Source organism: Klebsiella ornithinolytica, from assembly GCF_030505655.1.
Lineage (GTDB): Bacteria > Pseudomonadota > Gammaproteobacteria > Enterobacterales > Enterobacteriaceae > Klebsiella > Klebsiella ornithinolytica.
This window is the reverse complement of sequence record NZ_CP130154.1, coordinates 287,211-312,840: the sequence shown is the minus strand read 5'-3', so window position 1 is coordinate 312,840 and position 25,630 is coordinate 287,211. Positions and strand designations below refer to the sequence as shown.

Annotated in this window: 28 protein-coding genes and 4 pseudogenes; 11 read left to right on the top strand and 21 right to left on the bottom strand. The window is 48.8% G+C overall.

Annotation, left to right across the window (positions count from 1 at the left end; genetic code table 11):
• Positions 1-311 precede the first annotated feature (311 nt).
• Positions 312-587: a formaldehyde-responsive transcriptional repressor FrmR gene (gene frmR / locus Q1L34_RS27845; RefSeq protein ID WP_001141269.1), complete on the top strand. Its 276-nt coding sequence runs from the start codon at positions 312-314 to the stop codon at positions 585-587.
• Positions 588-1,272: 685 nt separating this feature from the next.
• The gene (locus Q1L34_RS27840; RefSeq protein ID WP_007372360.1) at positions 1,273-2,424 is read left to right on the top strand and encodes an iron-containing alcohol dehydrogenase; all 1,152 of its coding nucleotides are present in this window, start codon (positions 1,273-1,275) and stop codon (positions 2,422-2,424) included.
• Positions 2,425-2,584: 160 nt separating this feature from the next.
• Here the strand turns inward: Q1L34_RS27840 and Q1L34_RS27835 are convergent, their stop codons facing one another.
• Genes Q1L34_RS27835 through Q1L34_RS27825 form a run of 3 tightly spaced genes read right to left on the bottom strand, consistent with a single transcriptional unit; the run spans position 2,585 to position 5,176 of the window.
• Complete coding sequence (locus tag Q1L34_RS27835; RefSeq protein WP_000859348.1) at positions 2,585-2,731, bottom strand: DUF2474 domain-containing protein; 147 nt, start codon at positions 2,729-2,731, stop codon at positions 2,585-2,587.
• 25 nt (positions 2,732-2,756) lie between these two features.
• Positions 2,757-3,767: a cytochrome d ubiquinol oxidase subunit II gene (cydB, locus tag Q1L34_RS27830; RefSeq protein WP_007372361.1), complete on the bottom strand. Its 1,011-nt coding sequence runs from the start codon at positions 3,765-3,767 to the stop codon at positions 2,757-2,759.
• Positions 3,767-5,176, bottom strand: a complete 1,410-nt coding sequence (locus Q1L34_RS27825) for a cytochrome ubiquinol oxidase subunit I (RefSeq protein ID WP_007372362.1) — start codon at positions 5,174-5,176, stop codon at positions 3,767-3,769. The genes cydB and Q1L34_RS27825 overlap by 1 nt, the downstream gene beginning before the upstream one ends.
• 979 nt (positions 5,177-6,155) lie before the next feature.
• On the opposite strand from Q1L34_RS27825, the gene Q1L34_RS27820 reads away from it, so the two are divergent.
• Positions 6,156-6,536 (top strand): hypothetical protein, encoded by a 381-nt coding sequence (locus tag Q1L34_RS27820; RefSeq protein ID WP_007372363.1) that lies wholly within the window; start codon positions 6,156-6,158, stop codon positions 6,534-6,536.
• Between the two features lie 531 nt (positions 6,537-7,067).
• Here Q1L34_RS27820 and Q1L34_RS27815 read toward each other — a convergent pair.
• Positions 7,068-7,358, bottom strand: coding sequence for a helix-turn-helix domain-containing protein (locus tag Q1L34_RS27815; RefSeq protein WP_007372364.1), 291 nt, complete (start codon positions 7,356-7,358; stop codon positions 7,068-7,070).
• Positions 7,355-8,392 carry a hypothetical protein gene (locus Q1L34_RS27810; RefSeq protein ID WP_022646506.1) on the bottom strand — a complete coding sequence of 346 codons (1,038 nt, stop codon included), beginning with the start codon at positions 8,390-8,392 and terminating at the stop codon, positions 7,355-7,357. Before Q1L34_RS27810 ends, Q1L34_RS27815 begins: the two co-directional genes overlap by 4 nt.
• Before the next feature lie 275 nt (positions 8,393-8,667).
• Between Q1L34_RS27810 and Q1L34_RS27805 the strand changes: the two genes are divergently transcribed.
• The 3 genes and pseudogenes from Q1L34_RS27805 to Q1L34_RS27795 form a co-directional block, all read left to right on the top strand.
• A complete protein-coding gene (locus tag Q1L34_RS27805) occupies positions 8,668-8,931 on the top strand; it encodes a hypothetical protein (RefSeq protein WP_022646507.1) in 264 nt (87 codons plus the stop codon).
• Complete coding sequence (locus Q1L34_RS27800) at positions 8,928-9,494, top strand: hypothetical protein (protein ID WP_022646508.1); 567 nt, start codon at positions 8,928-8,930, stop codon at positions 9,492-9,494. The genes Q1L34_RS27805 and Q1L34_RS27800 overlap by 4 nt, the downstream gene beginning before the upstream one ends.
• A 39-nt stretch (positions 9,495-9,533) precedes the next feature.
• Positions 9,534-10,436: pseudogene (locus Q1L34_RS27795) on the top strand (TrlF family AAA-like ATPase); the annotation flags it as partial.
• A 163-nt stretch (positions 10,437-10,599) separates the two neighbouring features.
• On the opposite strand, the gene Q1L34_RS27790 reads toward Q1L34_RS27795, so the two are convergent.
• Both Q1L34_RS27790 and Q1L34_RS27785 read right to left on the bottom strand, forming a co-directional pair.
• A complete protein-coding gene (locus Q1L34_RS27790; RefSeq protein ID WP_042863091.1) occupies positions 10,600-11,082 on the bottom strand; it encodes a FidL-like protein in 483 nt (160 codons plus the stop codon).
• A 10-nt stretch (positions 11,083-11,092) separates the two neighbouring features.
• A complete protein-coding gene (locus tag Q1L34_RS27785; protein ID WP_052215425.1) occupies positions 11,093-11,845 on the bottom strand; it encodes a winged helix-turn-helix domain-containing protein in 753 nt (250 codons plus the stop codon).
• A 276-nt stretch (positions 11,846-12,121) separates the two neighbouring features.
• Between Q1L34_RS27785 and Q1L34_RS27780 the strand changes: the two genes are divergently transcribed.
• Complete coding sequence (locus Q1L34_RS27780; protein WP_042863090.1) at positions 12,122-12,727, top strand: cyclic nucleotide-binding domain-containing protein; 606 nt, start codon at positions 12,122-12,124, stop codon at positions 12,725-12,727.
• Between the two features lie 127 nt (positions 12,728-12,854).
• Here the strand turns inward: Q1L34_RS27780 and Q1L34_RS27775 are convergent, their stop codons facing one another.
• The 4 genes from Q1L34_RS27775 to Q1L34_RS27760 all read right to left on the bottom strand — a co-directional run bounded on the left by Q1L34_RS27775 (position 12,855) and on the right by Q1L34_RS27760 (position 15,301).
• Complete coding sequence (locus Q1L34_RS27775; RefSeq protein WP_042863089.1) at positions 12,855-13,184, bottom strand: SMR family transporter; 330 nt, start codon at positions 13,182-13,184, stop codon at positions 12,855-12,857.
• A gap of 134 nt (positions 13,185-13,318) precedes the next feature.
• Positions 13,319-13,759: an SgcJ/EcaC family oxidoreductase gene (locus Q1L34_RS27770; protein ID WP_171817557.1), complete on the bottom strand. Its 441-nt coding sequence runs from the start codon at positions 13,757-13,759 to the stop codon at positions 13,319-13,321.
• A 238-nt stretch (positions 13,760-13,997) separates the two neighbouring features.
• Positions 13,998-14,744, bottom strand: coding sequence for a hypothetical protein (locus Q1L34_RS27765; RefSeq protein WP_060635798.1), 747 nt, complete (start codon positions 14,742-14,744; stop codon positions 13,998-14,000).
• 17 nt (positions 14,745-14,761) lie between these two features.
• Positions 14,762-15,301: a fimbrial protein gene (locus tag Q1L34_RS27760; protein WP_072210013.1), complete on the bottom strand. Its 540-nt coding sequence runs from the start codon at positions 15,299-15,301 to the stop codon at positions 14,762-14,764.
• 337 nt (positions 15,302-15,638) lie between these two features.
• Here Q1L34_RS27760 and Q1L34_RS27755 point away from each other — a divergent pair.
• Positions 15,639-16,336, top strand: a protein-coding gene (locus tag Q1L34_RS27755) for an IS1-like element IS1B family transposase (RefSeq protein ID WP_223822560.1) whose coding sequence is annotated in 2 segments (ribosomal slippage) — positions 15,639-15,888 and positions 15,888-16,336 — 699 coding nt in all. Because the reading frame shifts where the segments join, the coding sequence is not laid out codon by codon here.
• On the opposite strand, the gene Q1L34_RS27750 is transcribed toward Q1L34_RS27755, so the two are convergent.
• The 4 genes and pseudogenes from Q1L34_RS27750 to merT all read right to left on the bottom strand — a co-directional run.
• On the bottom strand, positions 16,330-16,899 hold the full coding sequence (locus tag Q1L34_RS27750) for a hypothetical protein (protein ID WP_048221193.1): 570 nt from the start codon (positions 16,897-16,899) through the stop codon (positions 16,330-16,332). The genes Q1L34_RS27755 and Q1L34_RS27750 overlap by 7 nt on opposite strands.
• A 5-nt stretch (positions 16,900-16,904) precedes the next feature.
• Complete coding sequence (locus Q1L34_RS27745) at positions 16,905-17,609, bottom strand: IS6-like element IS26 family transposase (RefSeq protein WP_001067855.1); 705 nt, start codon at positions 17,607-17,609, stop codon at positions 16,905-16,907.
• A gap of 64 nt (positions 17,610-17,673) precedes the next feature.
• Positions 17,674-17,853, bottom strand: a pseudogene (locus Q1L34_RS27740) (ArsR/SmtB family transcription factor); the annotation flags it as partial.
• Positions 17,854-18,117: 264 nt separating this feature from the next.
• Positions 18,118-18,405 (bottom strand): annotated as a pseudogene (gene merT / locus Q1L34_RS27735) (mercuric ion transporter MerT); the annotation flags it as partial.
• Positions 18,406-18,476: 71 nt separating this feature from the next.
• Between merT and merR the strand changes: the two are divergent.
• The 3 genes and pseudogenes from merR to Q1L34_RS27720 all read left to right on the top strand — a co-directional run.
• On the top strand, positions 18,477-18,932 hold the full coding sequence (gene merR / locus Q1L34_RS27730; protein WP_001166628.1) for a mercury resistance transcriptional regulator MerR: 456 nt from the start codon (positions 18,477-18,479) through the stop codon (positions 18,930-18,932).
• Between the two features lie 130 nt (positions 18,933-19,062).
• Positions 19,063-19,602, top strand: a complete 540-nt coding sequence (locus Q1L34_RS27725; RefSeq protein ID WP_017901326.1) for a type II toxin-antitoxin system RelB/DinJ family antitoxin — start codon at positions 19,063-19,065, stop codon at positions 19,600-19,602.
• Positions 19,602-19,790, top strand: a pseudogene (locus Q1L34_RS27720) (type II toxin-antitoxin system TacA family antitoxin); the annotation flags it as partial. The gene Q1L34_RS27725 and the pseudogene Q1L34_RS27720, both read left to right, overlap by 1 nt.
• Positions 19,791-19,968: 178 nt before the next feature.
• Here the strand turns inward: Q1L34_RS27720 and Q1L34_RS27715 are convergent.
• From Q1L34_RS27715 to Q1L34_RS27690, 6 genes are read right to left on the bottom strand one after another with little or no spacing between them, the layout of a single operon-like run.
• Complete coding sequence (locus Q1L34_RS27715) at positions 19,969-20,442, bottom strand: lipoate--protein ligase family protein (protein WP_017901328.1); 474 nt, start codon at positions 20,440-20,442, stop codon at positions 19,969-19,971.
• A gap of 2 nt (positions 20,443-20,444) precedes the next feature.
• Positions 20,445-21,668, bottom strand: a complete 1,224-nt coding sequence (locus tag Q1L34_RS27710; protein WP_014839881.1) for a DUF4236 domain-containing protein — start codon at positions 21,666-21,668, stop codon at positions 20,445-20,447.
• A 10-nt stretch (positions 21,669-21,678) separates the two neighbouring features.
• Positions 21,679-22,635, bottom strand: coding sequence for an HpcH/HpaI aldolase/citrate lyase family protein (locus Q1L34_RS27705; protein WP_014839882.1), 957 nt, complete (start codon positions 22,633-22,635; stop codon positions 21,679-21,681).
• Positions 22,635-23,714, bottom strand: coding sequence for a cysteine protease StiP family protein (locus tag Q1L34_RS27700; protein WP_024266325.1), 1,080 nt, complete (start codon positions 23,712-23,714; stop codon positions 22,635-22,637). Before Q1L34_RS27700 ends, Q1L34_RS27705 begins: the two co-directional genes overlap by 1 nt.
• Position 23,715: 1 nt before the next feature.
• The gene (locus Q1L34_RS27695) at positions 23,716-24,489 is read right to left on the bottom strand and encodes an HAD family hydrolase (protein ID WP_014839883.1); all 774 of its coding nucleotides are present in this window, start codon (positions 24,487-24,489) and stop codon (positions 23,716-23,718) included.
• Positions 24,482-25,624, bottom strand: a complete 1,143-nt coding sequence (locus tag Q1L34_RS27690) for a phosphoribosyltransferase domain-containing protein (protein WP_014839884.1) — start codon at positions 25,622-25,624, stop codon at positions 24,482-24,484. The genes Q1L34_RS27695 and Q1L34_RS27690 overlap by 8 nt, the downstream gene beginning before the upstream one ends.
• Between the last annotated feature and the right edge of the window lie 6 nt (positions 25,625-25,630).

The following is a 25,630-nucleotide window of genomic DNA, read 5'->3' as shown; positions in this document are numbered from 1 at the left end:
TGACGGTACCAGACGATGTTCGGACAAAAGGAAGAGGATTTAGCCTGCTAAAGCAATATGCGCTAACAGGAAGTGGCTTGATATCGAAAATCAGTGTTTGCGACGCGCTTTTTTTGACCATGCTTTTGGGCTAATATCACACCCTTCAGCCTGTATTTTGCCAATAATATAACCAGTTGTTTTATTTTATAAATAAAGCTTATCGGTATGTGCTCTGTTATGTTTGTATACTACATGGGAGGTATACATTCATTGATCGGATAATGCATACTCCGATGCAGTATATCAACTTAAAGATAGTGAGGTAAGAAATGCCCAGTACTCCGGAAGAGAAAAAAAAGGTACTGACACGGGTTCGCCGCATCAGAGGGCAGATTGATGCTCTGGAAAGAGCACTTGAAAATGGTGCTGAATGCCGCGCCATTCTCCAGCAAATTGCTGCCGTTCGTGGCGCATCTAACGGATTGATGGCTGAGGTTCTGGAGAGTCACATACGAGAAACCTTTGACCAGAATGACAACTATAGCCATGAAGTCAGTAAATCAGTTGACGATACGATTGAACTGGTTCGCGCCTATCTTAAATAGCAACTGACCGGTAAACCCGGTCACTGCTGGATGTCATTATGAACACCAACCGAACGGCATAGCCAGTCCACAGATACTACTCATTCCCTGACTATGTCCCAGGAGTCCAGTGTCGTTCAGCCAAAACAAATTTCTGCTTTGTATACCACTACGACAAATGCTGTCATCAGTTCAGGTGCGATAATTTCGTTATCATGCGCAGTACATACTGCCCTGAGTTTTCTGATCCAGTAATCATTCTCGGCACCAGTGTTCCAGGTGCCGCCTCACCCTACAGATATCTGTAATTGTAAACCGTCGCAAGACCGGTCCAGGCGATAGGGCAGAATCGCCCACTGTTCGGAAAACCAGTACTAACTGACAGTTCTGGTACTGGAGACTGGCCACAGCACTGTATAGGCCCATTCTGTACGGCGTTGTCACCTGACCTGTCTGAAGATATTTCCCGCACGCAACAGGTTACTACTCAGAAGTGATAACCCAAGTCCTCATCAAACATCAAAAAATATTTTCAGATAAAAATCAAGTGTTTATCTTTTTTTAATCCTTATCAACAGTATTGGTATTGCCAGTTACTATACTGCCGTATAGTATATGAAGCAGATGATGTACACACAGAAACAACAAGGCTATCAAGATTTAAAATGCCCTCTCTAATATTTAAACTGACGAAAGGATATTAACTATGAGTAATGTATTTTATATGCCGCCTGTAACCCTAATGGGACTTAATGCTATTCGTCTTTTAGGGGATGAACTTGTTTCAAGGGAGTTAAAAAAAGCGCTGATCGTCACTGACCGTGTTTTGGCTGACACGGGACTGGTTAACAAACTGACAGATGAGCTTGAGGCGCATAAAATTAGTTATGCAATATTTGATGGTGTTCAACCTAATCCAACAGAGAAAAATATTGATGACGGTTTAGCCTTGCTTGCAAAAAGTAATGCTGATTTTGTCATTTCCTTTGGTGGGGGGTCTTCTCACGATACAGCTAAAGGTATTGCATTGGTGGCCACTAATGGTGGGCATATTCGGGATTACTCGAAAGGTGTGCATCTGTCCAAAAAACCACAATTACCATTAGTTACTGTAAATACGACAGCGGGTACGGCATCGGAAATGACCGTATTTGCAATCGTCACTAACCAGGAAGATGAAACTAAATACCCGGTAGTGGATAAGCACTTTACGCCTATCATTGCGGTTAACGATTCTGAACTTATGGTCGCAATGCCTGCGTTCCTTACGGCAACTACAGGTATGGATGCCTTAACTCATGCAATTGAAGCGTATGTATCAACAGCAGCTACGCCTGTTACTGATGCTTGTGCTATCAAAGCAATTGAAATTATTGTTAATAATCTTAAAGACGTTGTAGATGATGGCCAAAACCGCGAAGCACGTGATGCCATGCAATATGGTGAATATCTGGCTGGAATGGCATTTTCAAACGCGTCTCTTGGTTATGTCCATTCAATGGCTCACCAGTTAGGTGGCGTTTATAATCTGTCTCACGGTTTGTGTAATGCGATCCTGCTGGGTGAAGTATCCCGATTTAATGCGAAAAAGGTTCCCGATCGTTTTGTTGAAATCGCCCGGGCAATGGGGATTGATGTCTCAACAATGACTCAGGAGCAGGCCATTAATTCTGCTATCGAAGCAATTGAGATGTTGTCGCAAAAAGTCGGTACGAATCAACGCCTGGCTGATCTTGGTGTAACGGAGGATAAACTTGCATTTATGGCACAAAATGCACTAAATGATGCTTGTTCTTTAACCAATCCTCGTCAGGCAAGCCTTTCGGAGATTATTGAGCTCTACAAAGCTCGTATGTAAGCATTCTCCTTTTTACACCGTTATCTGAATTATATCTGAAGGAAAGTTGTACAAGTTCATGGTCAGAAATTTAAATCACTTCTGACCAGAGAAATTGACCATAAACATGTCTTTTTGATACTAAGAAAATCGGGTTACCAGAGGTAACCCGATTTAAACGTTAGTGAGTTTTCATCCCAGCGGCTGTCATTAGCAATTTGAATATTGTGGCAACGACCCCCAACGCCATTACACTGACAGCCCAGATAATCACCAGCCACATCAATTTTTTCCAGAATGGACGAGGTGTTTCATCAACGGTTTTCATTTAAGTTTCTCCATTGACCTCACCATTAGTGATAACCGTCGCCAGTTTTTACCTTCCCCCGGAATACATAGTAACTCCAGCAGGTGTACATCAGGATTACAGGGATAATCAACAAGCCACCTATTAGCATAAAGCCCTGACTCTGAGGAGGTGACGCGGCCTGCCAGATGGTTACAGAAGGCGGTATGATATATGGCCAGATACTGATCCCAAGACCACTGAAACCAAGGAAGATTAATCCTAACGTCAGCATAAAGGGACCAAAGCTGGATCGACGGCTATAAACACTGCGAACGATACCCCAGCAACAAACAAGGACCAGCAATGGTACAGGCAGGAAAAAGATGACATTTGGCATACTGAACCAGCGACTGGCAATCTCAGGATGAGTCAATGGGGTCCAGACACTGATAATTGCAATAACTGCCAGTAAACCAATGGTTAACGGAGTTGCAAGCTCTGACATCCTGCGGTGAAGCGAGTCTTCTGTTTTCATAATCAGCCAGGTGCAACCCAGCAGGGCATAGGCCAGTACCAGTCCCAATCCGCAGAACAGAGGGAACGGGGCGAGCCAAACCAATGCAGAACCGCTAAATGCACGTCCGGACACACTCAATCCATTTAATAAGGTTCCGACTGCAACACCCTGACTGAAAGTGGCCAGTACAGAGCCGACTATAAATGCTTTGTCCCAGATAGGTCGATGTTCCGGGATTGCTTTAAAACGAAACTCGAAGGCCACACCACGAAAGATAAGCCCAAGTAACATTGCGGTAAGCGGAATACTAAGAGCATCAATGATAACAGCGTAAGCCAGAGGAAACGCGCCGTACAATGCCGCTCCCCCCAGTACCATCCAGGTTTCGTTGCCATCCCATACCGGCGCAACGGTATTCATCATTGTATCGCGATCGACATCGTGCTTATGAAACGGGAACAAAATACCGATTCCCAGATCAAATCCATCCATCACTATATACATCAACGTAGCGAAGACGATGATGACAAACCAGATAATTGACAGATCAATACCCATTATTTGTCTCTCCCACGTGTTGCCAAACCCTCATTTACCGCTGACAGAGGACGGGCAGGTGTTCCATCCGTTACCTCCTGATGCTCCTCAGCATGTACAGGCCCTTTTTTGATCAGACGTACGAGATATATATAACCGACGCCAAAGACTGAGGTGTAAACAAGAAGAAACGCCAGTAAGCTGATTGACATATGTAAATCGCCATGTGCAGAAACAGCATCTTTCGTTCGCTGTACGCCATAAACGACCCATGGTTGACGACCTATTTCAGTTGTGAACCAACCGGCCAGTAACGCAATCAGTCCCGAAGGCCCCATGAAGAGAGAAAAATAGAGGAACGGTTTAGATGTATAGAGACGTTTCCGCCAGCGCAGCCATACGCTGACCACCCCGAGAAGAATCATCAGCATCCCTAAGCCAGCCATTACGCGGAAAGACCAGAATATGATAGTGGAGTTAGGACGATCTTCTTTAGGGAAACTCTTCAGGGCAGGCACCTGCTTATCAAGGCTGTGTGTAAGGATAATACTGCCAAGATAAGGGACCTCTATTTTGTACTTCGTCTCTTCTGCATTCATATCTGGCAGGCCAAACAGAACCAGAGGGGTTGCTTCACCAGGTTTATTTTCCCAGTGTCCTTCAATCGCAGCGATTTTTGCCGGCTGGTGCTCAAGAGTATTCAGACCATGCGCATCACCGATAACGGCCTGGATCGGGGAAACGATTAATGCCATCCACAATGCCATAGAGAACATTTTGCGAATAGCGGGAGTATCATTGCCTTTTAGCAGATGCCATGCTGCTGATGCTCCGACAAAAAAAGCGCTTGCAAGGAAAGCCGCAGTGGACATATGTAACAGGCGGAACGGGAAGGAAGGGTTAAAGATAATTTTCAGCCAGTCTACAGGGATAACAACACCATTCTCGATGGCATAACCCTGTGGAGTCTGCATCCAGCTATTGGATGACAGGATCCAGAACGTGGAAAACAGTGTCCCCAGCGCCACCATACAGGTAGCAAAGAAGTGCAGACCGGGGCCAACACGATTCCAGCCAAACAGCATGACACCAAGGAAACCCGCTTCAAGGAAGAACGCAGTCAGAACTTCGTAGGTCAGCAATGGACCGGTGATACTCCCTGCAAACTGTGAGAAGCCACTCCAGTTGGTACCAAACTGATAAGCCATAACCAGACCGGAAACAACACCCATACCAAAGTTTACTGCAAAAATTTTTGACCAGAAGTGATAGAGCTCCTTGTAAGTGTCATTTCGTGTCTTTAACCATAACCCTTCGAGCACGGCCAGGAAACTGGCCAGACCAATGGTTATTGCTGGGAAAATAATGTGGAAGGAAACAGTAAATGCAAACTGTACCCTGGCCAAATGGAAGGCATCTAATCCGAACATAGTTCACCTTAACCCCGATAATACACTGATAATTAATTATTTCTTATCAAATCAGAGCCTTGATGAGAAATTTCGACTATTGAAAACAATCATTTTTTTGTATGAGATAAAAACTCACTTGCAAGTACATTGTTAAGCACATGATTAAATGTGTCCAATAAGTTGCAATAATGTAGTGATAGATGAGGTCGATTACAAAAATGCAGGATTTTCGTTATTGTGTCAGCAACCACGATCATTCCTGATACTGCACGATACAAATAGTGTTGAGAGTAATTCTTAATAGTGGGGGGGGTTATGTGTAACTTACTGAAAAATTTAGGTGATTAGATGTTTCTGAAATATGCATACCGTCCGGTTTTAACCACTGATACACGAAAAAATCAATATGCTCGTGCATTCTACCAGGTATATTCTGGTGTCCTGGCTAAGGATATTAAATCTCATTTTTTAAACAACAAATTATTTCATATACATATGGATTAGATTTTTGCTCTGGTATCAGAAGTAGATGTCACAAACAAAGGAATAAATAATCGACAAGGAGCTGACTACCGTCGACAGACCGCGGGAGGTGTTCAGGATCAGCTGCATTGATGAGTTCCAGGCCCTACAGGCAAATGACCCCATGCTGGTTATGCCGGAATATCCGGACCCTTGAGGCGTTTTTCTGACGAGACAATTATTTTAACAGTCAGAGACCAGAGGCACTCCTCAGCTATCAGTTCAGTCCGGAGCAGGTCCAGCGCTCTCACGGAACCGGACGTGACGAGGAGTGGAACGACAGTTCCACAGGCGCTGAAGGTGGGAGTGGCATTGAGGGTCATTATTCAACATCCGGGAATTCAGCCTGCTGCGTTGTCAGATGTACTGGCCATTCTCTCAGGCATCGCTATAAGTAACTGTCTGAATCCTGTATCCTCGAAGCTGCGCTGTAAGCAATTAATTCCCATCGTGGCAAATGCACAAAGGATGATACATGCAAACGCTAAAGAGCAGACTTGAAACGGTAGTACATTGTTTTGAAAATGATTTTCGCGGATTTAAAATCAGAAACAGTAAGACCGATGCCATGAAATGGCTAATGCGATTCAATTTGCCGTACTCTGTCCGAGAACATGAACCCGGTAAATATCTGCTTCTTAATCGTGAATATAAACCTCTGGGATTTATGGCGCAGGCCGGTGGCCACGGCGCGGAATACGCTGATTACGGTGATCATCTTCTTGCAGGTGCTCCGGGATTACTCGATAGCGATATTTATTTTTATAACGACGGTTCAACCCCGTGGGAAAGCGCTAAAAACTGGACTGCATACCAGAAGGCAGTCCTCCAGTTCCTTGAAAAACTTCCAGGCTGAGTGAATTGCCCGGATAATTTAATCAGGCCGCTTCAGCGGCCTTTTTTACGTCTGCTGTTCTGGTAACTCAGGTGATTCTGCGTTCTGAAGAGGTACCCAGTCTTCCGACTCAATGAGTTTCGGATCTCAGGAGAAGAGAAGAAGGATTTTTGCAGAAGCACAAAAAAATTCTGGATAGTTGTCATTAGGGGAATATTGCATAAAAAGCAAAATTCAAGGCTGACAAAGCCAGTAATAGCAACAAAGAGGAAAGAGAAACTTTTTTCAGGTTTTTTTACAGTCCGGCCTTAAAGGCCGCATCGGATTTTCTAAATACAGTTTTACATAAGGAAAATCGTATGACTGTATTTCTAATCCTCACCGCCATCGCATATGGCATCTTCAAAGCCGGCTGCTTCATCCTATTAGTGGTCAAGGGGTATCAGGGCTGGACATTGTTCTGGAAAAACTATGACCGTCTCCCTCATATCATCCGTTCCCGCTGCCGATATCAGAGACGATTCATTTTCAGACGCATCTGGAAGCGAATCTTCAGCCACTGATAATGTTATCGAGCGGCATCCCCAGCCCAGCCAGCCAGCACAGGCAGCACCAGGTGGTGTACACCATACTGGTCTCTCCTGATTTCCACTTACGGATGGTGCGTTCGTCCACATCCAGTCGGTTAGCCAGCTGGTTGTCAGTCAGGGGGATAAATCCCCGGACCAGCAGGATTTCGGTGACTGTAGGCTTCTGCCAGTCTTCTCCGCTGACCAGCGTATAGCCATTAAATTTGTTCAGCTCAATAAGTCCGGCGATCTGTCGTGCTATTTCGTCTTTCATTGAGTTGCGAGCCCGGATGCAGAGGGAACCAGGAGGGACCGGACATCCACGGTAGCGTCACTCGTGTCGTTGTTATCAGCACCCAGCGTCAGCTCATCGATATACTTCCTAATCTGTCCTGTCTGGTGAAGGTAATAACACAGCTTAAAAGCGAATTGTGCTCTGTCTTCGGATAACCCACACCTTGAGAAAGCTCTATTCCGAAGATCTTCAGGCGTTTCAGATGTGTATCTCTTTTGGTAGATGCTCATCACCTCTGCATGAAGCTCGGCAAACTTCATTTCGTTATTCAGCTTTAAATCATTCTTATAAATCAACCGGGCAGCATCCAGGTCATTTTTTTCAAGCAAAATCCAGCCATAAAGGGTCTCGCTTGCATGTAACCCGTCCAGAACGATCCGGCCAAGTTGATTTGCATAGATGTACTCGTTAAGCAACGTTCTGAGCCGCTCTTCCAGAAAACCGAGTTTAGTACGTAGCTGTTTCTGGACATTATCAATCTTGTTATGGATCGCCAGATTCAGCGTGAGCATATAGAACAACAGATTGATATGAGCCTCGGTGACGGCATTAAAGCTGCGTTCAGACGCTCGATCATGACTACCTCCAACGCACATTTCTGCCGTAAGACGGGTTCCCTGATGTTCCAGCACCGCATAAAGATCTATACCACGTCGTTTCACCTCACCAAGTACATCCACGGAAGGCGTTTCGAAACACGCATCATACTGGTCTATAAACTGCTGATAGGCTATGCCGGCATTTTCAAATCGCTCATCCCTGATGGCGTCCAGTATCTGTGATACCTGCTGACGGACTTCCCGCTGAAAGGCCTCCACATCTACATCGTTGTAGACAAGCGTATTCGACTGCATCGCTATCAGGCAGGCCGGGAGCGTTTCAGGCACCCGCTCGTTAGAAATGATTTTCCCGGTGATAGTGTCCCTGATTAGCTGACGCGGCTGTTCCTTAACAGCCTCTCCGGCCGCAACCTTTTTCTCAATGTCAGACCGCTTGCGCAGTTGCTGGCTCATTCCTCTTTCCCTCTGTGTGGGCTTGCTATATCACGTCATTAAAACTCAAAAGAATGTCAGCCGCAAAAGAACCGCCTAAGCATCTTTTCGGATCTGCGTGGCGGGAAAACGGTAAGAAATATGATAAATAAACAAAACGCATAAAATCATACTGTGTGTGATATTTATCGTTATTCATAATAATCATATCTGATATGATATTCTACAGTTAATACATGAATCATATGAAGTATGATTTTTGACTAAACCGGACATTATCAGACGGAGCGTGCAGGATGGATGAGAAAGAAGTGAATTTTTCACTCAGCTATGAGCAGCTGACCCGGATAGCGGAAGAACGTATCCGTGAATGCGAGCTGGACAGTCAGGGCGCTAAATACATCAGCGAATCGAGTATGGCCAGCACCCTTCTGCAATTCTGGTATGAACTGGCGATTACTGGTGCGCCAATGAAAAATTACGAACAAACCAAAGCGCTCATTGACGTCGATCATCAGCGTCTCAGAAAACTCATCTGGCCGGAGACGGATAAGCAATGACACAGGCGCGACGCCCGTCACCGCTGCAGCGGCGGGTGCTGATTGTGCTGGCCGCCCTGGATTCGAAACGTCCGGGGCCGGTGGCCACGCGGGATATTGAGCGGGTGCTGGAACAGGGCGGGGACGCCCCGGTGTACGGGCCGAACCTGCGCGCCTCCTGCCGGCGCATGGAAGCAGCGGGCTGGCTGCGCACCCTGCGCGCGCCTAACCAGCAGCTGGCCGTGGAGCTGACCGGGGCCGGACGCGATGTGGCGGAACCGCTTTATCAGGCAGCCCGTGATGACGAAATCTCCCGCCAGCGCCAGTTGAAGGTGCACAGTCTGCCCTTGCGCGAGTCGACAACCGGTGAGGCGGTGGAGGTTTTTCTCGGTGACAGCCTTCACCGTATCTGTCAGGCAGCCTACGTGATCCGGCTCGACGGCTCCACCTGTCTGCAAGTGACGAATGCAGGTGGAATACGTCAGATAATGGAAGGCGATCCCCTGCAGGTGGCTGACTTGTATCAGACCTGTTATGACGCGGGTCTTCCGGTACATATCCAGATTAACGAGAGCCAGGATTAGCCTGGCAGAAACCCTTCATGCATACCGTCTTGGAGCGGACTGGAACAACGCGCCAGGCTTGCGGCTGAATTCATGTATGGATTGCTGTCCAGACAGGGCGTGATCGACACGGCTTTCGCATCGCTGACCACAAAACCGCATCTGACGCAGGATCAGCAGGCCCTGATACAGGACATTCTTACGGATATCCGCATTTACGGCCAGCCTCACTTTGATGTCACGGCCTTTTACAACGGGATGCTCAGTTATCTGAACCGGGGCCGGTTCAGGGCGACCGGGGAGCTGACTACCCAGGACAGGCTGCGGGAGGTGTTCAGGATCAGCAGCATTGATGAGTTCCGGGCCCTGCTGGCAAATGAACCCATGCTGGTTCTGCCGGAATGCCCGGACAATAAACTGACCCTCGAGGCGTTTTTCTGGCGCGACGAATATTTTAACAGTCAGGGACCGGATGCACTTCTCAGTTATCTGTTCAGTCCGGAGCAGATCCAGCGCTATCTGAACGTCAGGGCGGAATTTGAAGACAAAGGTAAAACCGTGGAAAAACTGTCAGCCGGGCAACGGGGGACCTTCTATGTCTGCCTTAAACTGGCGGCAGATGCCTTCGGATCGCCGTTTGTATTTGATCAGCCGGAAGATGACCTGGACAATGAATTCATCATGCATAGTCTGGTCCCACTTTTCAGAAAAATAAAACAGTACCGGCAGGTCATCATCGTGACGCATAACGCCAACCTGGTGGTTAACTGTGATGCTGAACAGGTCATCATCGCGGCCAATAATGATGAAGTCATCAGTTACCGTAGCGGGGCGCTGGAATACGGAGATCACGGGGCGCCAAACAGTATGTGCAAGGCTATATGTGATGTGCTTGAAGGGGGACGCCAGGCGTTCGAAGCGCGTGAGCAAAAATACGGGATGGTGTGGCTTAACGCCATCTGATGAGTCTCAGGAACTGAAAGCAGACCCTCGTCAGGTCTGCTTTTTCTTCCGCTGTTCCGGAAACCGACTCTCCGGAGACGAATGAAATCGGGTGACATGGTGTGAATAAGGAGGCTGCAGAAATGATGAATATCATTACCCGGCCCCCCTGACAACGGGAACGCTAGTACGCTTGGCATATCATAATAAAAGACGTCGGTGATCCGATGACCCAAAGGCCAGACACAATCTCAATCAGATCAATTTGTATGGTGTGCTGAGAGGCAACATATTCATCCATCAGTAAATTGTAAACATCATCCGGCGTATTATCCGAGAGTGATTTCACGGTCTTTTTAATAGTGAATTTCAGTGTGTCTTCATCAAGTCTGGAGGTATTGGTGAGCATGATCTTACGATTGAAAACCGTGTTCCTGTTATCATACATCACTCTGCCACTGAATGAGATCTCACCTGTTTTATCATCATAAAGCCGGATGTCCTGCGAAAGGTTCAGTTGTACCTCTTTATTATCAAGAACCAGGTTATATTCTATGAATCCGTAGCACTTAAACGGGTAATGTGTCGACGGTTTGTAAAACAGACCTGCGGCAATAAAAAAAACAATTAAAACCGACAGAATGGATAATGATATATATCTTTTCATCAGGCCTCCATTATGCTTTTAAATTATAATAATAAAAACTATTGCATTTCAGGGCTGAGTCCGCCTGACCTTTCTGACACACTGAGAGCAAGGCTCTGCCAAAATCAGCGGAATTGACAGACTTATAATAGTCAAAGAAAACAATATTACTGGTATTGCATTGTATCGCATGTGAAGAAAGCAGATCCGCCACAACCACATTGAGTTTTTGTACTTCATAATTACTGAAAGGAGAAAGGTAGTTAATATTGCATCCCTTATACATGGATTTTACAATTTTGACTTCAGACGGCGCAGCATTAAACATCAGGGAGTACACACAAAACAGGGCTGAACAAACCGTCAGGAACGCTAATCCAACCAGATACAGATTCCTTTTGCCGGGAGGTTCGGCGGGAAAAAGATCCGTTGCGGTGCGGGCATCATTAGACACATCAGATACGGTGACCTCGATATCTTTATTAATCATAAACCCGATGCGTGGAACCGTCTGGATCAGATCATCCAGGCCAAGCGTGCTGAAATGGCGGCGTAAAATACTGATGTACTGGTTCAGATTACCGTTTGAACCGGTCAGACCCTGTTTATCCCAGACTTCGGTTAACAGGAACTCCCGGTCATAAATTTTTCCCGGTTCTGATAGCAGCGTTTCGAGTAATCTGCAGGCCGGCAACGGCAGTTTTATCTGTCGCTGTTCGCCGGTTAATGTCAGGGTACCGTCCAGGGTGTTAAAGATGATGATGTCTGATATCGAGAAGATCATAAGCAATCCAGAATTTTGTGTAGAGGGATAAAATCATTATGACCCGCCGGAAAAACACTGCTGACGGGCAATAGTACAATGACGGAATTCTTCCTGGCAAGACCCGGTGGCAGAGCACAGTTATAAATAGGATATAAATTACAGGATTATATCCTGAATATTGCTATATTATAGATTTTAATTTCACACCGATGGTTTTTTTCATAATCTGTTAATCGAACGAGGTCTGGCACCTGACTCTTTTTTGATCTTATTACTGACACCTGAGGCTACTCCATGATTGCTCATACGTTACCGGGTCATTCCGTCTTAATGCAAAATATGCAGCGTGACTGCTTTCCCGCAAAATTTGATAAAATGTCTAAAGGAAAACAAATCTTTGAATTTTCCGATGGCGTGAAACGTAAGGTATTCTTCATAGAAGAAGGTGATTTTCTGGTGAGAACCAGGAAAGATAATAAAATAATCACTATCATTTCAGGTCCTTTTGTCATCGGACTCATTCCCACTGCGAATTCACTTCCCCTTTATCTTGAAAAAATTGATCACGGAAAAATTTCTGCCATTGAGTACAATCACTTCTGGAGTTTAGTCAATTACCGTGACTTGCTGCCTGATGTCATGGCTGTCATTTCCGGGTATCACACGGAAATTCTCAGTTATATAGAAGCACAGAATTCATGTACTGAAACTCACACAAAAAACATGATTGAACGCTGGAATGCCTATCCGTCACACATCAGAAAAAGATTCTCCCTGCTGTACTTTCTGATTAACAGCTCATACCTTTCAAAAAGCACGTTGTGCCGGATCATGAAAAAACTTAAAGAGGCGGGTTCCCTGCAACTGGAAAGAGGTAAGCTTGAAATGTATGAGTCCTAGTCTTTCCAGGGCTCAGGATCCGTCTCTCCCGGTACCGTGCAACAATATCCCATGCCCGTGTCATTAATTAACAAAACAGCCTGATGCGCTGTGGGGCAGGGAGAACAGCGGACAGTCTGCACACCGCCTAATGCGTGACTGATCTGGAGAAGATATTTATGATTAATACGCCCGCCACAATAAAACCTATCCCCGTGATCCCCGGCAGATCGATTTTCTGCCCGTGATAAATCCACCCGATTAAGCTAATCAGCACTATCCCCGCACCTGACCAGACAGCATAAATAATACCTGTCGGGATCTGTTTCATGGGTATCGTGAGCAGATAAAACGCCGCTGCGTAAAATAACACAGTGAGAACCGACGGGATGAGCCTGGAGAACCCATCGGACTCTTTTAATGAGGTCGTGGCAATAACCTCACACACAATAGATAATGACAGGATAAAATAGACCATGTGAGTGCTCCCTGAATATATATCAGTTACAGTTAACCTTTTAATGACATGGGTAACATAATACAATCCACATACAATCTGCAGATTGTATTATTATAACTTAATTTAAACGGAATGACGGGAAACTAGTCCCTTCAGCCTTCCGGCATGGCTGAAGAGTGATGAGAAGAAATTTTCCAGTCTTTCCCGTCCCAGGCATACGTGAAGGTATAGCGTGCCGTTACAGTGGATTTATCTGCGAAAGTGAAGGTATACACTCCACTGTCGATAGCCTTGTTACAGCCGGTACGTATTGTCCGGCTGTCAATTTTTCCTGTGGGTTTTTTCTCAAGGAAGTGCTCAAAGTAATCCACTCGCTCGGCATCTGTCAGTCTTACTTTATTCGACACCGTCGGAAGAAGAACCGCGTCACTTAAATAGTTCGCCGACACTTTTTTTGCGTCACCGGATTTCAGGGTCTCATTCCAGCGCTCAAAAAGCCCCTCAATCTGGGCATCGGTGGCCTTAACACAGACCTCAGTAGAAGCAAAGGCGCTCACTGATACCAGTGACAGCAGTAACATTAGTTTTTTCATCATCATATCTCTTTATATGGTAATAGACAGCAGTCCGCATTTGTGTTTCCGGACACAAAAGCAGGTTATTTATTTCAAAAATTGATCTCAGAGAGCGAGTACCCTCTGCATTATACGTCTTGTTTTATTATCAATACCTCCTGGAATTGTTTATTATTAAGGGAATATCAATGATATGTCGTCAGGTATCACATTATTTATTGTCAGGATTTTATCGCTATTTATTAATTGCTGTCGTTTACAGACAGGTCAGTGACACCTGCATTATGCCTTCATACACGCCTTCAGAGTCGCGTGCAGGTGCATGGAGGTGTAAATAATAGTCCTGTTTATTTGTTCCTTCCCAGACCTGGTTTACGTTATTCCAGTTTTCACCTTCTGTAGACTTCACTGCCATGTATATTTTTTTTCCGTCGCTATTGGAGATAAAGGAGCCATAAGAATCTGTACTAATCGGCCTAAGCGACATCTGTCCATTGCCGGCGCCAGCACCCAAAACCCTGACGGGAGAAGGGGCGTACCCCGGAGTCATATCACCGATTTTGACTGTGGGCTCATAAGTTAACCCACATGTGCTTCGTCCGGGTATACTGCGGTGAAAACTTGCCCACTGAGCATTCGTACCATGTTTTCCATATTCGATATATACTGACTCGTTGTTGATCCCTTCATTTATCAGGGTTACCCGTAATGACCAGGCGCCATCCGAGGGTGTACCGTCCCCACTCCATGTTGTTGAGCCATCACATGGAACGCTGTAATCACGATGTGTATAGTGGGCTATCAGAGATAGTTTATTAGATTGAGCCGCAGTGGAACATTTGATTCCTGTCTGCCCGGAATAAATATGATAACCATAATTTACGTCGAACGATTGCGTCACCGGTACACTGTACGCTTCAATTTCTGCACTAATACCTTTGCCACAATACAGCCCAGTGAATATAAAGATGGCTGCGACTCTGCTAAATAGTCTGTTCTGCATATGTTCTCCACACAGTATTACTGATATTCAAAGTTCACATTGACAACAGTACTGAATTTCCCTGCAACCACAGAATCTTTCGTTCCGGCATACGCGGCCTTGTAGATTAAAGTATTATCTGCGGAGGGCGTCAGTGCGCTGATTTGTGTGACCGAACCGTCAGGACTGAATTGAGTTTTCCCGTCGGTCTGATAAAAATAGAGCCCAACGCCGGCTGCTCCCCCTTCGCTCTCCGGAAGGGCATTTCTGAATGCCAGCGCGTCATCGTTATCTGCCTCCCCCTGTACGCTGACAACCACAGCAGTGGCTGACGCCCCACAGTCCCTGAGAACCATATTGACTTCCTTCTCACCGCCAGTGGTTCCCTTACCTTTAATGTCCCGATCGGCAATGCTGCCAAGCACCATAATCTGGTCTCTTGAGCCGGTGCTGAGAGTACAGGTGTTGGCTAATACTGTGCCGTTGAATGTAATAAATGTGCTGTCGCTGGCGGCCTGTGCCTGCAGTACACAACCCAGCAATATCAGAAATACCGGTTTAACCATCATTGATTCCATGCTACACCTCTCCATCCTGTATTCGTGTAATGACTGATTCACTCTATTGTCGTGGTGATATTCATTGTCCATGAATATGCACCAGGATACTCATTTCCGGTCAGGCTCACGGTAAAATCATCGCTCTGAATCTGGGCATTTGTCAGACTGACGGTAAATGACTCTACGGGTACTCCGCCTTTTTTTATCACGGGCATCAGCGGGGACGGATTATCTGTTGCCGGCGTGATAACCCAGGACACAGTGCCTGTTAATGTTTTACTTTCGTCAGTTCCCCCTGCGGGTGATGCTGCCAACTTACTGATTTAGTGTATGATGGTGTTTTTGAGGTGCTCCAGTGGCTTCTGTTTCTATCAGCTGTCCCTCCTGTTCAGCTACTGACGGGGTGGTGCGTAACGGTAAAAGTACTGCCGGACATCAGCGCTATCTCTGCTCTCACTGCCGTAAAACATGGCAGTTACAGTTCACATACACAGCCTCTCAACCCGGTACGCACCAGAAAATCATTGATATGGCCATGAATGGCGTTGGATGCCGGGCAACCGCCCGCATTATGGGCGTTGGCCTCAACACGATTTTCCGCCATTTAAAAAACTCAGGCCGCAGTCGGTAACCTCGCGCATACAGCCGGGCAGTGACGTCATCGTCTGCGCGGAAATGGACGAACAGTGGGGATACGTCGGGGCTAAATCGCGCCAGCGCTGGCTGTTTTACGCGTATGACAGGCTCCGGAAGACGGTTGTTGCGCACGTATTCGGTGAACGCACTATGGCGACGCTGGGGCGTCTTATGAGACTGCTGTCACCCTTTGACGTGGTGATATGGATGACGGATGGCTGGCCGCTGTATGAATCCCGCCTGAAGGGAAAGCTGCACGTAATCAGCAAGCGATATACGCAGCGAATTGAGCGGCATAACCTGAATCTGAGGCAGCACCTGGCACGGCTGGGACGGACGTCGCTGTCGTTCTCAAAATCGGTGGAGCTGCATGACAAAGTCATCGGGCATTATCTGAACATAAAACACTATCAATAAGTTGGAGTCATTACCGAAGAACTCTTAATTAAGTATTCTTCAAGTGGGCCAGCATATGCCCCTGATGTCACGATCGTTAGTTGCGTAAGAGGATGAGTCAAACTCTCAATGCCCTTCAGGATGTCATTCTGGACAGCAGCAATATAAACAGGCGAAGCCGCAATCAAATATTCATCATTCGGACTGGACTGCATTAACTGGCTTATAGTTGCGCAACGGTTATGCTTTCCTAGTGATTTTGTGATGGCTTTCCACCAGAGATCATGCCTGAATGGTACTTGATGAAATGTCGCCTCGTAAGAGGGCACCCGATCTCTACAATTTAAAAAACCCATCCCGGCAGAGATTATCCACAACTCCAGATTTCTGGTTGAGTTTAAAATTTCCTTTGCCGTAGACCAGTGATTACCTGAATACAAGGACAATGCCGGTACCGCCTGATTACTTCTGGCGTCGTCTACAATGTTACTCCAGGCATATGCTGCGTCGTCCGGGGTTTGTTTTGGATCTATGTCCGGCACTGTTGCAAAGTTAGCGATGAGGCAGCCTTTTGTCTTATTCAAAGGCCTTACATTTCAAAAACTCTGCTTACCAGGCGCATTTCGCCCAGGGGATCACCATAATAAAATGCTGAGGCCTGGCCTTTGCGTAGTGCACGCATCACCTCAATACCTTTGATGGTGGCGTAAGCCGTCTTCATGGATTTAAATCCCAGCGTGGCGCCGATTATCCGTTTCAGTTTGCCATGATCGCATTCAATCACGTTGTTCCGGTACTTAATCTGTCGGTGTTCAACGTCAGACGGGCACCGGCCTTCGCGTTTGAGCAGAGCAAGCGCGCGACCATAGGCGGGCGCTTTATCCGTGTTGATGAATCGCGGGATCTGCCACTTCTTCACGTTGTTGAGGATTTTACCCAGAAACCGGTATGCAGCTTTGCTGTTACGACGGGAGGAGAGATAAAAATCGACAGTGCGGCCCCGGCTGTCGACGGCCCGGTACAGATACGCCCAGCGGCCATTGACCTTCACGTAGGTTTCATCCATGTGCCACGGGCAAAGATCGGAAGGGTTACGCCAGTACCAGCGCAGCCGTTTTTCCATTTCAGGCGCATAACGCTGAACCCAGCGGTAAATCGTGGAGTGATCGACATTCACTCCGCGTTCAGCCAGCATCTCCTGCAGCTCACGGTAACTGATGCCGTATTTGCAGTACCAGCGTACGGCCCACAGAATGATGTCACGCTGAAAATGCCGGCCTTTGAATGGGTTCATGTGCAGCTCCATCAGCAAAAGGGGATGATAAGTTTATCACCACCGACTATTTGCAACAGTGCCGTCCAGCGGATATCAGCGCTGAAAGATGATGGCTGAGCGTGGAGGCAGGAATCTCAAGGTGCTTCTGCAGTTCGCCAACCGGCAGGCCTTCATGACCCGCCCTGACCAGCTCCCGGTATATGCTGAGACGTGTCGGGTGGCCCAGTTCTCGAAGTGCGTTTGCAGCAGTGTTTAAATCCATAATACCTCCTTTATCTATATTTCCAGAATAATAGAAATATAGCCTGCGTCAATCGTTTCTGCCGTGAGGGTACCGCTTTCCCAATCATGCTCTGTCCGCCAGGTTATGGGGGGCAGAGCCAGAGCACTACCGAAATCCTTGCGAATACCCGTGCAGGGAATAATTTCCGCCCCCTTTATGGCCGGAAAAAAAACTGATAAACGTCGCCTTTTCAGAAGGTTGCTTTCTTAACGTGGTTTTTCGCATGGTTGGACCTCAGACCCCGTAAGTAGCTCGCACTTGGGGAATCGCGCAGACCTCACCCGGTTTGCAGGCTTGCGCCGGGCGGTAGATGCGCCGCCAGGCGAAAAACAGCGCGACCAGCGCTGCGCCGATGAAGATCGGGCGATAGGGTTCCAGCACCGTCAGGTTGCCGATCCATGCCCCGCTGAACCCCAAGGCGATCAAAACCAGCGGCCCCAGGCAGCAGGCCGACGCAAGAATGGCGGCCAGCCCACCGGCGAAGAGCGCGCCGCGCCCGTTTTGTGGTTCAGACTTTTGTGGTTCAGACATACGCTTGTCCTTTCAAATTTGGTTTGGATAGCTTAAGCTTACTTCCGTAGTTATGTACGGAGTCAAGCGATATGCAAATTAATTTTGAGAATCTGACCATTGGCGTTTTTGCCAAGGCGGCCGGGGTCAATGTGGAGACCATCCGGTTCTACCAGCGCAAGGGCCTGCTGCCGGAGCCAGACAAGCCCTATGGCAGCATTCGCCGCTATGGCGAGGCGGATGTAACACGAGTGCGGTTCGTGAAATCGGCCCAGCGGCTGGGCTTTAGCCTGGACGAAATCGCCGAGCTACTGCGGCTGGAGGATGGCACCCATTGCGAGGAAGCCAGCGGCCTGGCCGAGCACAAGCTCAAGGATGTGCGCGAGAAGATGGCCGACTTGGCACGCATGGAGGCCGTGCTGTCTGAACTGGTGTGCGCCTGCCATGCGCGGAAAGGGAACGTTTCCTGCCCGCTGATTGCGTCACTGCAAGACGGAACGAAGCTCGCTGCATCGGCGCGGGGGAGTCACGGGGTGACTACGCCTTAGCGTGCTTTATTTTCCGAATTCTGAGACGACCCCTGAAATGTCCAGGATGAGAACTAAGCGTGTAGCATAGTTGCTACACAAATGTCACTGTGATATGTTGTATAGCAAACTCACTACACGGGTAGTATGTATGGCACTGTCACAGATCAGCGTTCGCATTGATGACGAACTCAAACAACGCACGGATGAAACAATGAAACTGCTGGGAACCAACCCCACACAGGCCATTACTTTGCTCTATCAGTATATTGCTGAAAACGGAAAACTCCCCTTTACGGTCAGCTCCCGTCTTTTTAGCTCAGAGGAATACACCCGGAGGTTAATCACCACTGCCCGATCTGTGTTCGAATACTGGCGTTTGCTTACTGAAACATCGTCAACCCCCAGAGCGAAAAATGGAATGGCGTACTCAATGACGATGGCAGGACATATTTCAAAGCTGCATAACGATCTGATATATGACTGCGGCACACTGAGCGGTGAGGAGGTCGCGTCATTGATGGATGTTATGGAGGCCATTCTCTCTACTCCTCCATCGTTTTATAACGGGGAAGCGGGAGGCCAGGAATTGCAGGATAAATTACACGCCGCCGACCAGACAATTCTGGCGATTCAGAAAAATCATGGTCTGGAAGCTCAGCGTCGGGAAGATTTTGACTTTCTCAAATGAAATCACGGACCGATTTTATGCTTGAGGTTGCCTGCAGGGTAGCAAAGGACTTTCAGCTTGATCAATGCCTGTTCCTCCTCGATGACAATCAGTTTGAGGCGTTTATTGAGGAGCTTGACGCCCCAATAACGCCGGAACGCAAGGTACGAATAGATAACCTGCTGAACCGCACATCACCATGGGAATGAGAGCGCCTGAATCCATGAGGGCTGAACATAACTCTGAATGATTTCTTTGACCTGGTACCCTGGTTAACGACGGCATACCGGAGGGAGCGGACATCCGGCATCCAGGTTATGAGTCGAGACTCTTTTCAACTGGAATGTTAAGTCACTTTTTATGGTTCGGTTTTCTTCCCTGAATGGACTACTCAGGACGGTTCTTAAACTGATGGACCTTAATAAAGTCCTCGATCTTCATTTCAGCCAGTGTCTCAACCGCCTCGCTTCGGGATGTGCCGGTGAGTTTCGCTAGTCTGTCGATTTTCCGAAGTATCCGACGTCGAATGGATAATGAGACCGTCGTTTTCAGGTCTTTATCCAGCAACACTTTTGTCGAAATACCCTGAGACCGTAGTTCAGCATGTTGAGAGAGTGCTTCATTCATCCGGCGTAATGTTTTTTTATCAAGTTGTCCGAAAGACACAAGCTGATAAGAATGACCAGCCTTACTGTATTTGATATCCGCAGCATAAGATTCGCGAAGTTCCTTTAGCGCCCGGCTAAGGGTGGGTTCGGAACAACCCAGTGTTCCGATGATTTTTTCCGCAGAAACGGGTTTTCCCGTACCCAGTAAATTTGCCAGAGTATAAATTCGTTCCTGTCGGGAATTGAGTTGCATAGTCAACTGGAGCCTGCATTTAACGTAATAGGATCAATGGGCTGAAACAGGAAAGTGGTACTCATTTTCCGGATAAGTGGCTGAACACTCAGTACCGCAATAGGATCCACATCTTCAAGGTTCGTGTAATTTATTTTTTCCATATGATGGCGGTCTATCCTGCAGGAAAGAATGTATTCATTCTCAAGGTACCCCGTATGTTTGCTGACCCTCTGAGTAAAGCCGGAAAGCACGACAAACTCAAACGGAAGGGTCTGAAATGCGATAGCAGCTAAACGCATCAGGATGCCGTGGACGTGTCTCGCATAATTTCCCCGGACCGCTTTTTGTGTCATCGCTTTCTCCGTAATATCCGTACCCCGGGCGTTGACGGCATACACCTTATCAGGCATATCCTCAATTTCAGGTAAATCAACATCGATCCAGATAGTGGATTCGTCAGGTCGAACCTCAAAGGTCACCAGGGTTTCTCGCGGCCATTCCGTCTGCGCGAACACCTCTGCGAGACAGTTTTCAAAGAATCGGGCGTCAGTACGGAATTGTGCGCGGGTACCGGCCACCGAAAGTGCTGATTTCTTCTTATGCTCCTGGGCCTGGAATTGCCATTCTGCATACTGTTCAGCCCAGGCCACACGTTGTGTCTCATACCGGTGCTGAAGAAGCGTGTTTTCTCGATCAATATCTGCGACTTCCTGTTGCCACCGACTATGGTTAGCATTCTGTCGCTCAATCCGGGCGGATTCGGTTTCAAACAGTCCACCCAGAAAACCTCGCCCGGAATGTTCATCAGGAGCGTGCGGGAGGGGGGAATACTCAGGTTTTGACGGACGTACGGGCGCGGGCAGGTCGAATTCCCCCTGATGGAGCTGAAGATAATGCGCTTCGAGCGATGCCCAGGTGTTTCCGTCAGCCGGAGACGGGGAGAGTTCATGAATATTCGTGATGGCATTCAGGACAGACATCAGTCTTTCAGCTTCCTGCTCAAGATCTTCCCTCACCCCCGGAACTGTCTGCGTACTGTTGTCCTGACGCCCCCGTGCAGTCTGGTCTATTCGTGTACGGTAACTCAGCCCGGTACCGGGAAGTCCCAGATTGGCATAAGTGCCACGTTTTCCAACAGAAAGAGACGCCCCGCGCGGGCCGATGCTCAGACTGGGCGTGCCGTTACTCAGGTTTATCCTGACGCCGGGAATGATACTGATCGACTTCCTGAATCTGAATCCCATGTACTGCCCCTTATTGCTGTTGAGAGAACGGGAGCAGCCTGATCCCGTCTGTGTTCTGTCCGGTCGTCAGTCCGTAAACCTGGCCCCGGGCCAGGATGCCTTGAGCCCACCGCCGGTGGGTCGCCGGTTCACACATCGCACCCTGTGATTTAAAGACCGCCTGCGTGGAGTTCAGAATTCGCAGTGCGTCAGAATGTTCGCCTGGAGAAACCTTCAGTGCCCCCTCAATGATACTGATCTGGTCCGGATGAATTGCTGTTTTCCCCACCAGCCCGTGAGCAATATCCATCGCCAGCTCACGCGCCATAATCCCGTGGTCATCAATGTGTTCGCACACGGGGGCCGTCAGCGCAAAATCACGCGGGGCAAATACCGAAACCAGCATTTTAATGACATATCCCATCGGCGTGTCATAAAGAGTCAAAGACCGTGGACGTCGCAGAGAGACCACGTTCATCAAATCGTTCCCCCCGATACGCAGTGCAATAATACGTTCCCGACAGGCGTGGTTCGACAGCTCAGAGGCCAGATCCTGCATTTTCAGCACGTCATAGACATCTTCGGTTTCAAGTGTCGGCATCATGCTCAACCCGGTATCGGCCATAATGTCCCACCACACCGGCAGCGTGGAGCGGGTAAACTTTGGCAGGACAAAACCATCGACCGCACTAAGATCCACATTCGTTGTCAGCCAGCGCCCCATGTCCGGATGACGGGGGCGAATAAAGACCAACGGCCATTCGTCGTTTCCGTGGCGAAATTTAGCTTCATTCAGCTGTTGCAAAAACAGTGAGAGATTCTGAAGAGCAAAAGGAACATCATGTTCGCTGACGGCATCTTCCAGGCACACCACCAGAGACCGCAGACCGGGTATTTTCCCGTCCAGCACCACTTCAACAAGATCCTTTCGGGTTGCAGGCATGTACAGCGTTGCGCCCAGTTCCCATGGGGTGAATTGTTTTTTCATCAGCGTACCTTTTTGATGATGGTAACTGCACGATACTGGCCGAGAGCATCCCCGGCTTCCGTCACCGCGATGCCTTTCTCTTTTGCCAGACCGACCAGAAGCGCGACATCCGGGTCATCCATCTGCCGGACAAACACATGATCTGGCACACGACGCAGAACCGCCCGGGTCGCTTCAGCGATGCCCGGTTTGATCCTGTTAATACTGTCCACCTCATACTGTTCAGCCAGCCCTCCGATGACGTCCCTGCTCAGCTGCCAGCGCGCTGCATTGTTCCCGACGTCCCAGCCGGTAGGTGGCAGGTCTTGTCCGTCAAATTGTTCCCGGAAATTTGCTACCGTGTCCACCAGCAGCTGACTGCATTCAAAAGACTGAAGGTGGTCGCATACCACGCACCCGTGCAGGCCTTCTTCGGCCCAGACAGAACGTGAAATCAGACCTGATACAGGAGCACCCATGATACCGAATGGGATCAACCAGTCATCGTCACTGGCGGCAAGCCAGGCACATCCGCAGGGATCTGCCAGCACAACCAGACGAGGTTGTGCCGGGTAGCCGGGGCGGTCCTTCAGCGTGCGTGACAATTCGCCGGTAATGGCTCCTTTTCCCGTCCAGCCGTCGACAAACACAATGCCCTTTGTGCCATGACGTGATTCGATGTAGTCGAGCGCCGCAGCGTCAATACCCCGATCGCGGATAATGCTGATACCGTAATGGTAAGACCGTTTTCCCATTGCCCGTAGCGCCTGATGGAGCATCACACCAAGAGGGACACCGGCTCTGACCAGACTGACCAGAACCACGGGGTCATCACCGGCGCGTAAGGCCAGTTCACGGCTAAGCTGAGAGACCTCCCGCGCCAGCCGTGCTGCCCCCGCGTCCAGCGCACGGGTGAAAAGATCCAGATGCCAGCGGGTTGGCTCAGGCTCCTGACTCAGCATGTCGGAGTAATGCATTTTCCCTGACTGAATCAGTTCTTCCTTCAGGTCAACCGGCGTCATCTCCATAGCAATGGGTTTCAGCAAAAACTGAACATCGTCCGGTTGATACGAACCAGAAAACGAAGTGATGTGAGACATGTTATTGCTCTCCAAAAATATGCTGTGAAATAGCCTCAGCAAACTGGCTCTGGCGTGGGAGACCAAACCAGCTGCACAGTTTCATGAACCGATGGTCACTCAGGCTGTCACCCAGCCCTATCACCGGGAAAACCCCGCGCTCCTGACGGAGTTTTTCCAGCAACCAGGAAACGGCCAGTCCTTTTTCTACCGGGCAGGGTAACCAGGCAATGTTGTTGCTGTTGCGGTGGATGTAAAACCCTTCGGTCGAAAAGACGCGCTCGATCTCATCCCCGATAGCGTTCAGTTCATCAAGCTTCGTGCTGTCGCAGTGCTTCATGACCAGATACACCGGCGTACCATCATATTCGTAGTTGAGCCGTGCCCAGGCATTGATGCCCCGTGCTTCCATGAGTTCGGTAATGATATGTTGCATTGACGTTAAGCGGTCGGCGTAGGAGGACAGGCTCTCCAGCATATGGGCTTTCCAGTCGCGGTCTGGCGTACCATCAGGACGAAGGATCACCGCACCATGAGTGGTTACGGCCCAGGAACGGAAGGGGATCTGCACCCGGCTGATTTCTTCCGTTCCTCTGGCCGTCACCGGAATGAGATCCGCATGCTCCAGCAACCAGTCCACCAGCATGGCCTGCTCTTCGGTCATAAAGCTGCGAGGTGTGAGACTGCGATCCAGTGCGCCGGTCCGGAAGGGTTCAAGGGCAAGTTCATCCACCATTTTTCGGCGGGTCTGGAACAGGGTGTCATCGAGGTCGCTGAATACGACGGGCTTATTCATAGGTAATCACCTCTACGGCAGGAGCGACGGCGGAAAGCGCCTCAAGCAGGCGGGGGTCCACGCTCGACGCCGGAGTTTCTGTGCAAAGCAGGATGCGGTCAAACCGCTGGTGGGCGACGTTATAGACAAAATTCGGGATACCCAGGCCGTAATTATCGCTGAAAGCAATGGCGGACTGGATTGCAAAGCCGGTTGAAATCGGTGATCGGGTGGTGGAACTGTAAAGGACCTGAGCGCCCGCCGATCCCAGACGTTCAGCCAGCAGGAACGGTTCCCAGACGAATTCGCCGGTGCCCAGCACCAGAATATTTTCCCCGTGCGAAACCTTAACCTTAAGGCCCAGGTCACTGGCCGGTATCTGCATCCCGAGTCGCCCCCAGGATTGTTTGCCGGTGATCGGGACGTTCCCCCTGGAGGTCACATTAACCGGGGGCATGACGGGCAGCGGGGCATCCGGTTCGGGTGTCCAGCGCCAGTTGCCTGAGATGAGCGATACAGCGTGAACGGGCAGGGGGCTGTTCTGACTGAGGGCCTCTCCGCTCCAGTCAGTCAGCGTGACAGCAATAACCCGTCGTACCTTCCGGAGTGCACCCGATGCACGTAATGAGGCCAGAAGATTGAGAAACGTTTTCCCCGTCGTGGCTTCATCATCCACCAGCACCAGCGTCTGAGCTTCTGCCACTGTGCGCCGCATATCCGGTGTGGAGGGACAGTAGATCAGGTGGTCAGTGGCATGGCTGTGCTCTTCTTTAAACTCGCACAGCAGTTCGCCATCGACCGGATGGCGGGTTGATGTCAGATAGACACAATCAGGGTGATGCTTACGCACCTCATCAAACACTCCCGCCCCAAGGCCAACAGCCGTCTCGGCCATCCCGATAAAGACCACCGGCCCGTCCAGTGTCCCAAGGAACTGCTCCGCCAGCTGTGTGTAAACGTTGCGCATGACCTGAGGCGAGACAGGAATATGGCGACCCAGCACTTTACTGACAAACAGAAATGCGCGTTTAGGATTCCGCCGTTCGGCGATATCAAAGAGATCAGTAAGAGGATAATCGGTCACCTCGCTGCTTACCTCAATCCGCCCACAAGATAATGTCTTTTGATAAACGGAACATCCATCCATTACTGACATATTTAT

Coding starts and splice junctions, on each gene's coding strand:
- merR (WP_001166628.1), top strand. CDS start 18,477: ATGCAAATTAATTTTGAGAATCTGACCATTGGCGTTTTTGCCAAGGCG.
- Q1L34_RS27710 (WP_014839881.1), bottom strand. CDS start 21,668: ATGGGATTCAGATTCAGGAAGTCGATCAGTATCATTCCCGGCGTCAGG.
- Q1L34_RS27840 (WP_007372360.1), top strand. CDS start 1,273: ATGAGTAATGTATTTTATATGCCGCCTGTAACCCTAATGGGACTTAAT.
- Q1L34_RS27785 (WP_052215425.1), bottom strand. CDS start 11,845: ATGATCTTCTCGATATCAGACATCATCATCTTTAACACCCTGGACGGT.
- Q1L34_RS27825 (WP_007372362.1), bottom strand. CDS start 5,176: ATGTTCGGATTAGATGCCTTCCATTTGGCCAGGGTACAGTTTGCATTT.
- cydB (WP_007372361.1), bottom strand. CDS start 3,767: ATGGGTATTGATCTGTCAATTATCTGGTTTGTCATCATCGTCTTCGCT.
- Q1L34_RS27815 (WP_007372364.1), bottom strand. CDS start 7,358: ATGAAAGACGAAATAGCACGACAGATCGCCGGACTTATTGAGCTGAAC.
- Q1L34_RS27765 (WP_060635798.1), bottom strand. CDS start 14,744: ATGCAGAACAGACTATTTAGCAGAGTCGCAGCCATCTTTATATTCACT.
- Q1L34_RS27775 (WP_042863089.1), bottom strand. CDS start 13,184: ATGGTCTATTTTATCCTGTCATTATCTATTGTGTGTGAGGTTATTGCC.
- frmR (WP_001141269.1), top strand. CDS start 312: ATGCCCAGTACTCCGGAAGAGAAAAAAAAGGTACTGACACGGGTTCGC.
- Q1L34_RS27715 (WP_017901328.1), bottom strand. CDS start 20,442: ATGCAACTCAATTCCCGACAGGAACGAATTTATACTCTGGCAAATTTA.
- Q1L34_RS27770 (WP_171817557.1), bottom strand. CDS start 13,759: ATGAAAAAACTAATGTTACTGCTGTCACTGGTATCAGTGAGCGCCTTT.
- Q1L34_RS27760 (WP_072210013.1), bottom strand. CDS start 15,301: ATGGAATCAATGATGGTTAAACCGGTATTTCTGATATTGCTGGGTTGT.
- Q1L34_RS27835 (WP_000859348.1), bottom strand. CDS start 2,731: ATGAAAACCGTTGATGAAACACCTCGTCCATTCTGGAAAAAATTGATG.
- Q1L34_RS27745 (WP_001067855.1), bottom strand. CDS start 17,609: ATGAACCCATTCAAAGGCCGGCATTTTCAGCGTGACATCATTCTGTGG.
- Q1L34_RS27805 (WP_022646507.1), top strand. CDS start 8,668: ATGGATGAGAAAGAAGTGAATTTTTCACTCAGCTATGAGCAGCTGACC.
- Q1L34_RS27790 (WP_042863091.1), bottom strand. CDS start 11,082: ATGAAAAGATATATATCATTATCCATTCTGTCGGTTTTAATTGTTTTT.
- Q1L34_RS27700 (WP_024266325.1), bottom strand. CDS start 23,714: ATGTCTCACATCACTTCGTTTTCTGGTTCGTATCAACCGGACGATGTT.
- Q1L34_RS27780 (WP_042863090.1), top strand. CDS start 12,122: ATGATTGCTCATACGTTACCGGGTCATTCCGTCTTAATGCAAAATATG.
- Q1L34_RS27810 (WP_022646506.1), bottom strand. CDS start 8,392: ATGAGCCAGCAACTGCGCAAGCGGTCTGACATTGAGAAAAAGGTTGCG.
- Q1L34_RS27695 (WP_014839883.1), bottom strand. CDS start 24,489: ATGAATAAGCCCGTCGTATTCAGCGACCTCGATGACACCCTGTTCCAG.
- Q1L34_RS27820 (WP_007372363.1), top strand. CDS start 6,156: ATGCAAACGCTAAAGAGCAGACTTGAAACGGTAGTACATTGTTTTGAA.
- Q1L34_RS27690 (WP_014839884.1), bottom strand. CDS start 25,624: ATGTCAGTAATGGATGGATGTTCCGTTTATCAAAAGACATTATCTTGT.
- Q1L34_RS27800 (WP_022646508.1), top strand. CDS start 8,928: ATGACACAGGCGCGACGCCCGTCACCGCTGCAGCGGCGGGTGCTGATT.
- Q1L34_RS27705 (WP_014839882.1), bottom strand. CDS start 22,635: ATGAAAAAACAATTCACCCCATGGGAACTGGGCGCAACGCTGTACATG.
- Q1L34_RS27725 (WP_017901326.1), top strand. CDS start 19,063: ATGGCACTGTCACAGATCAGCGTTCGCATTGATGACGAACTCAAACAA.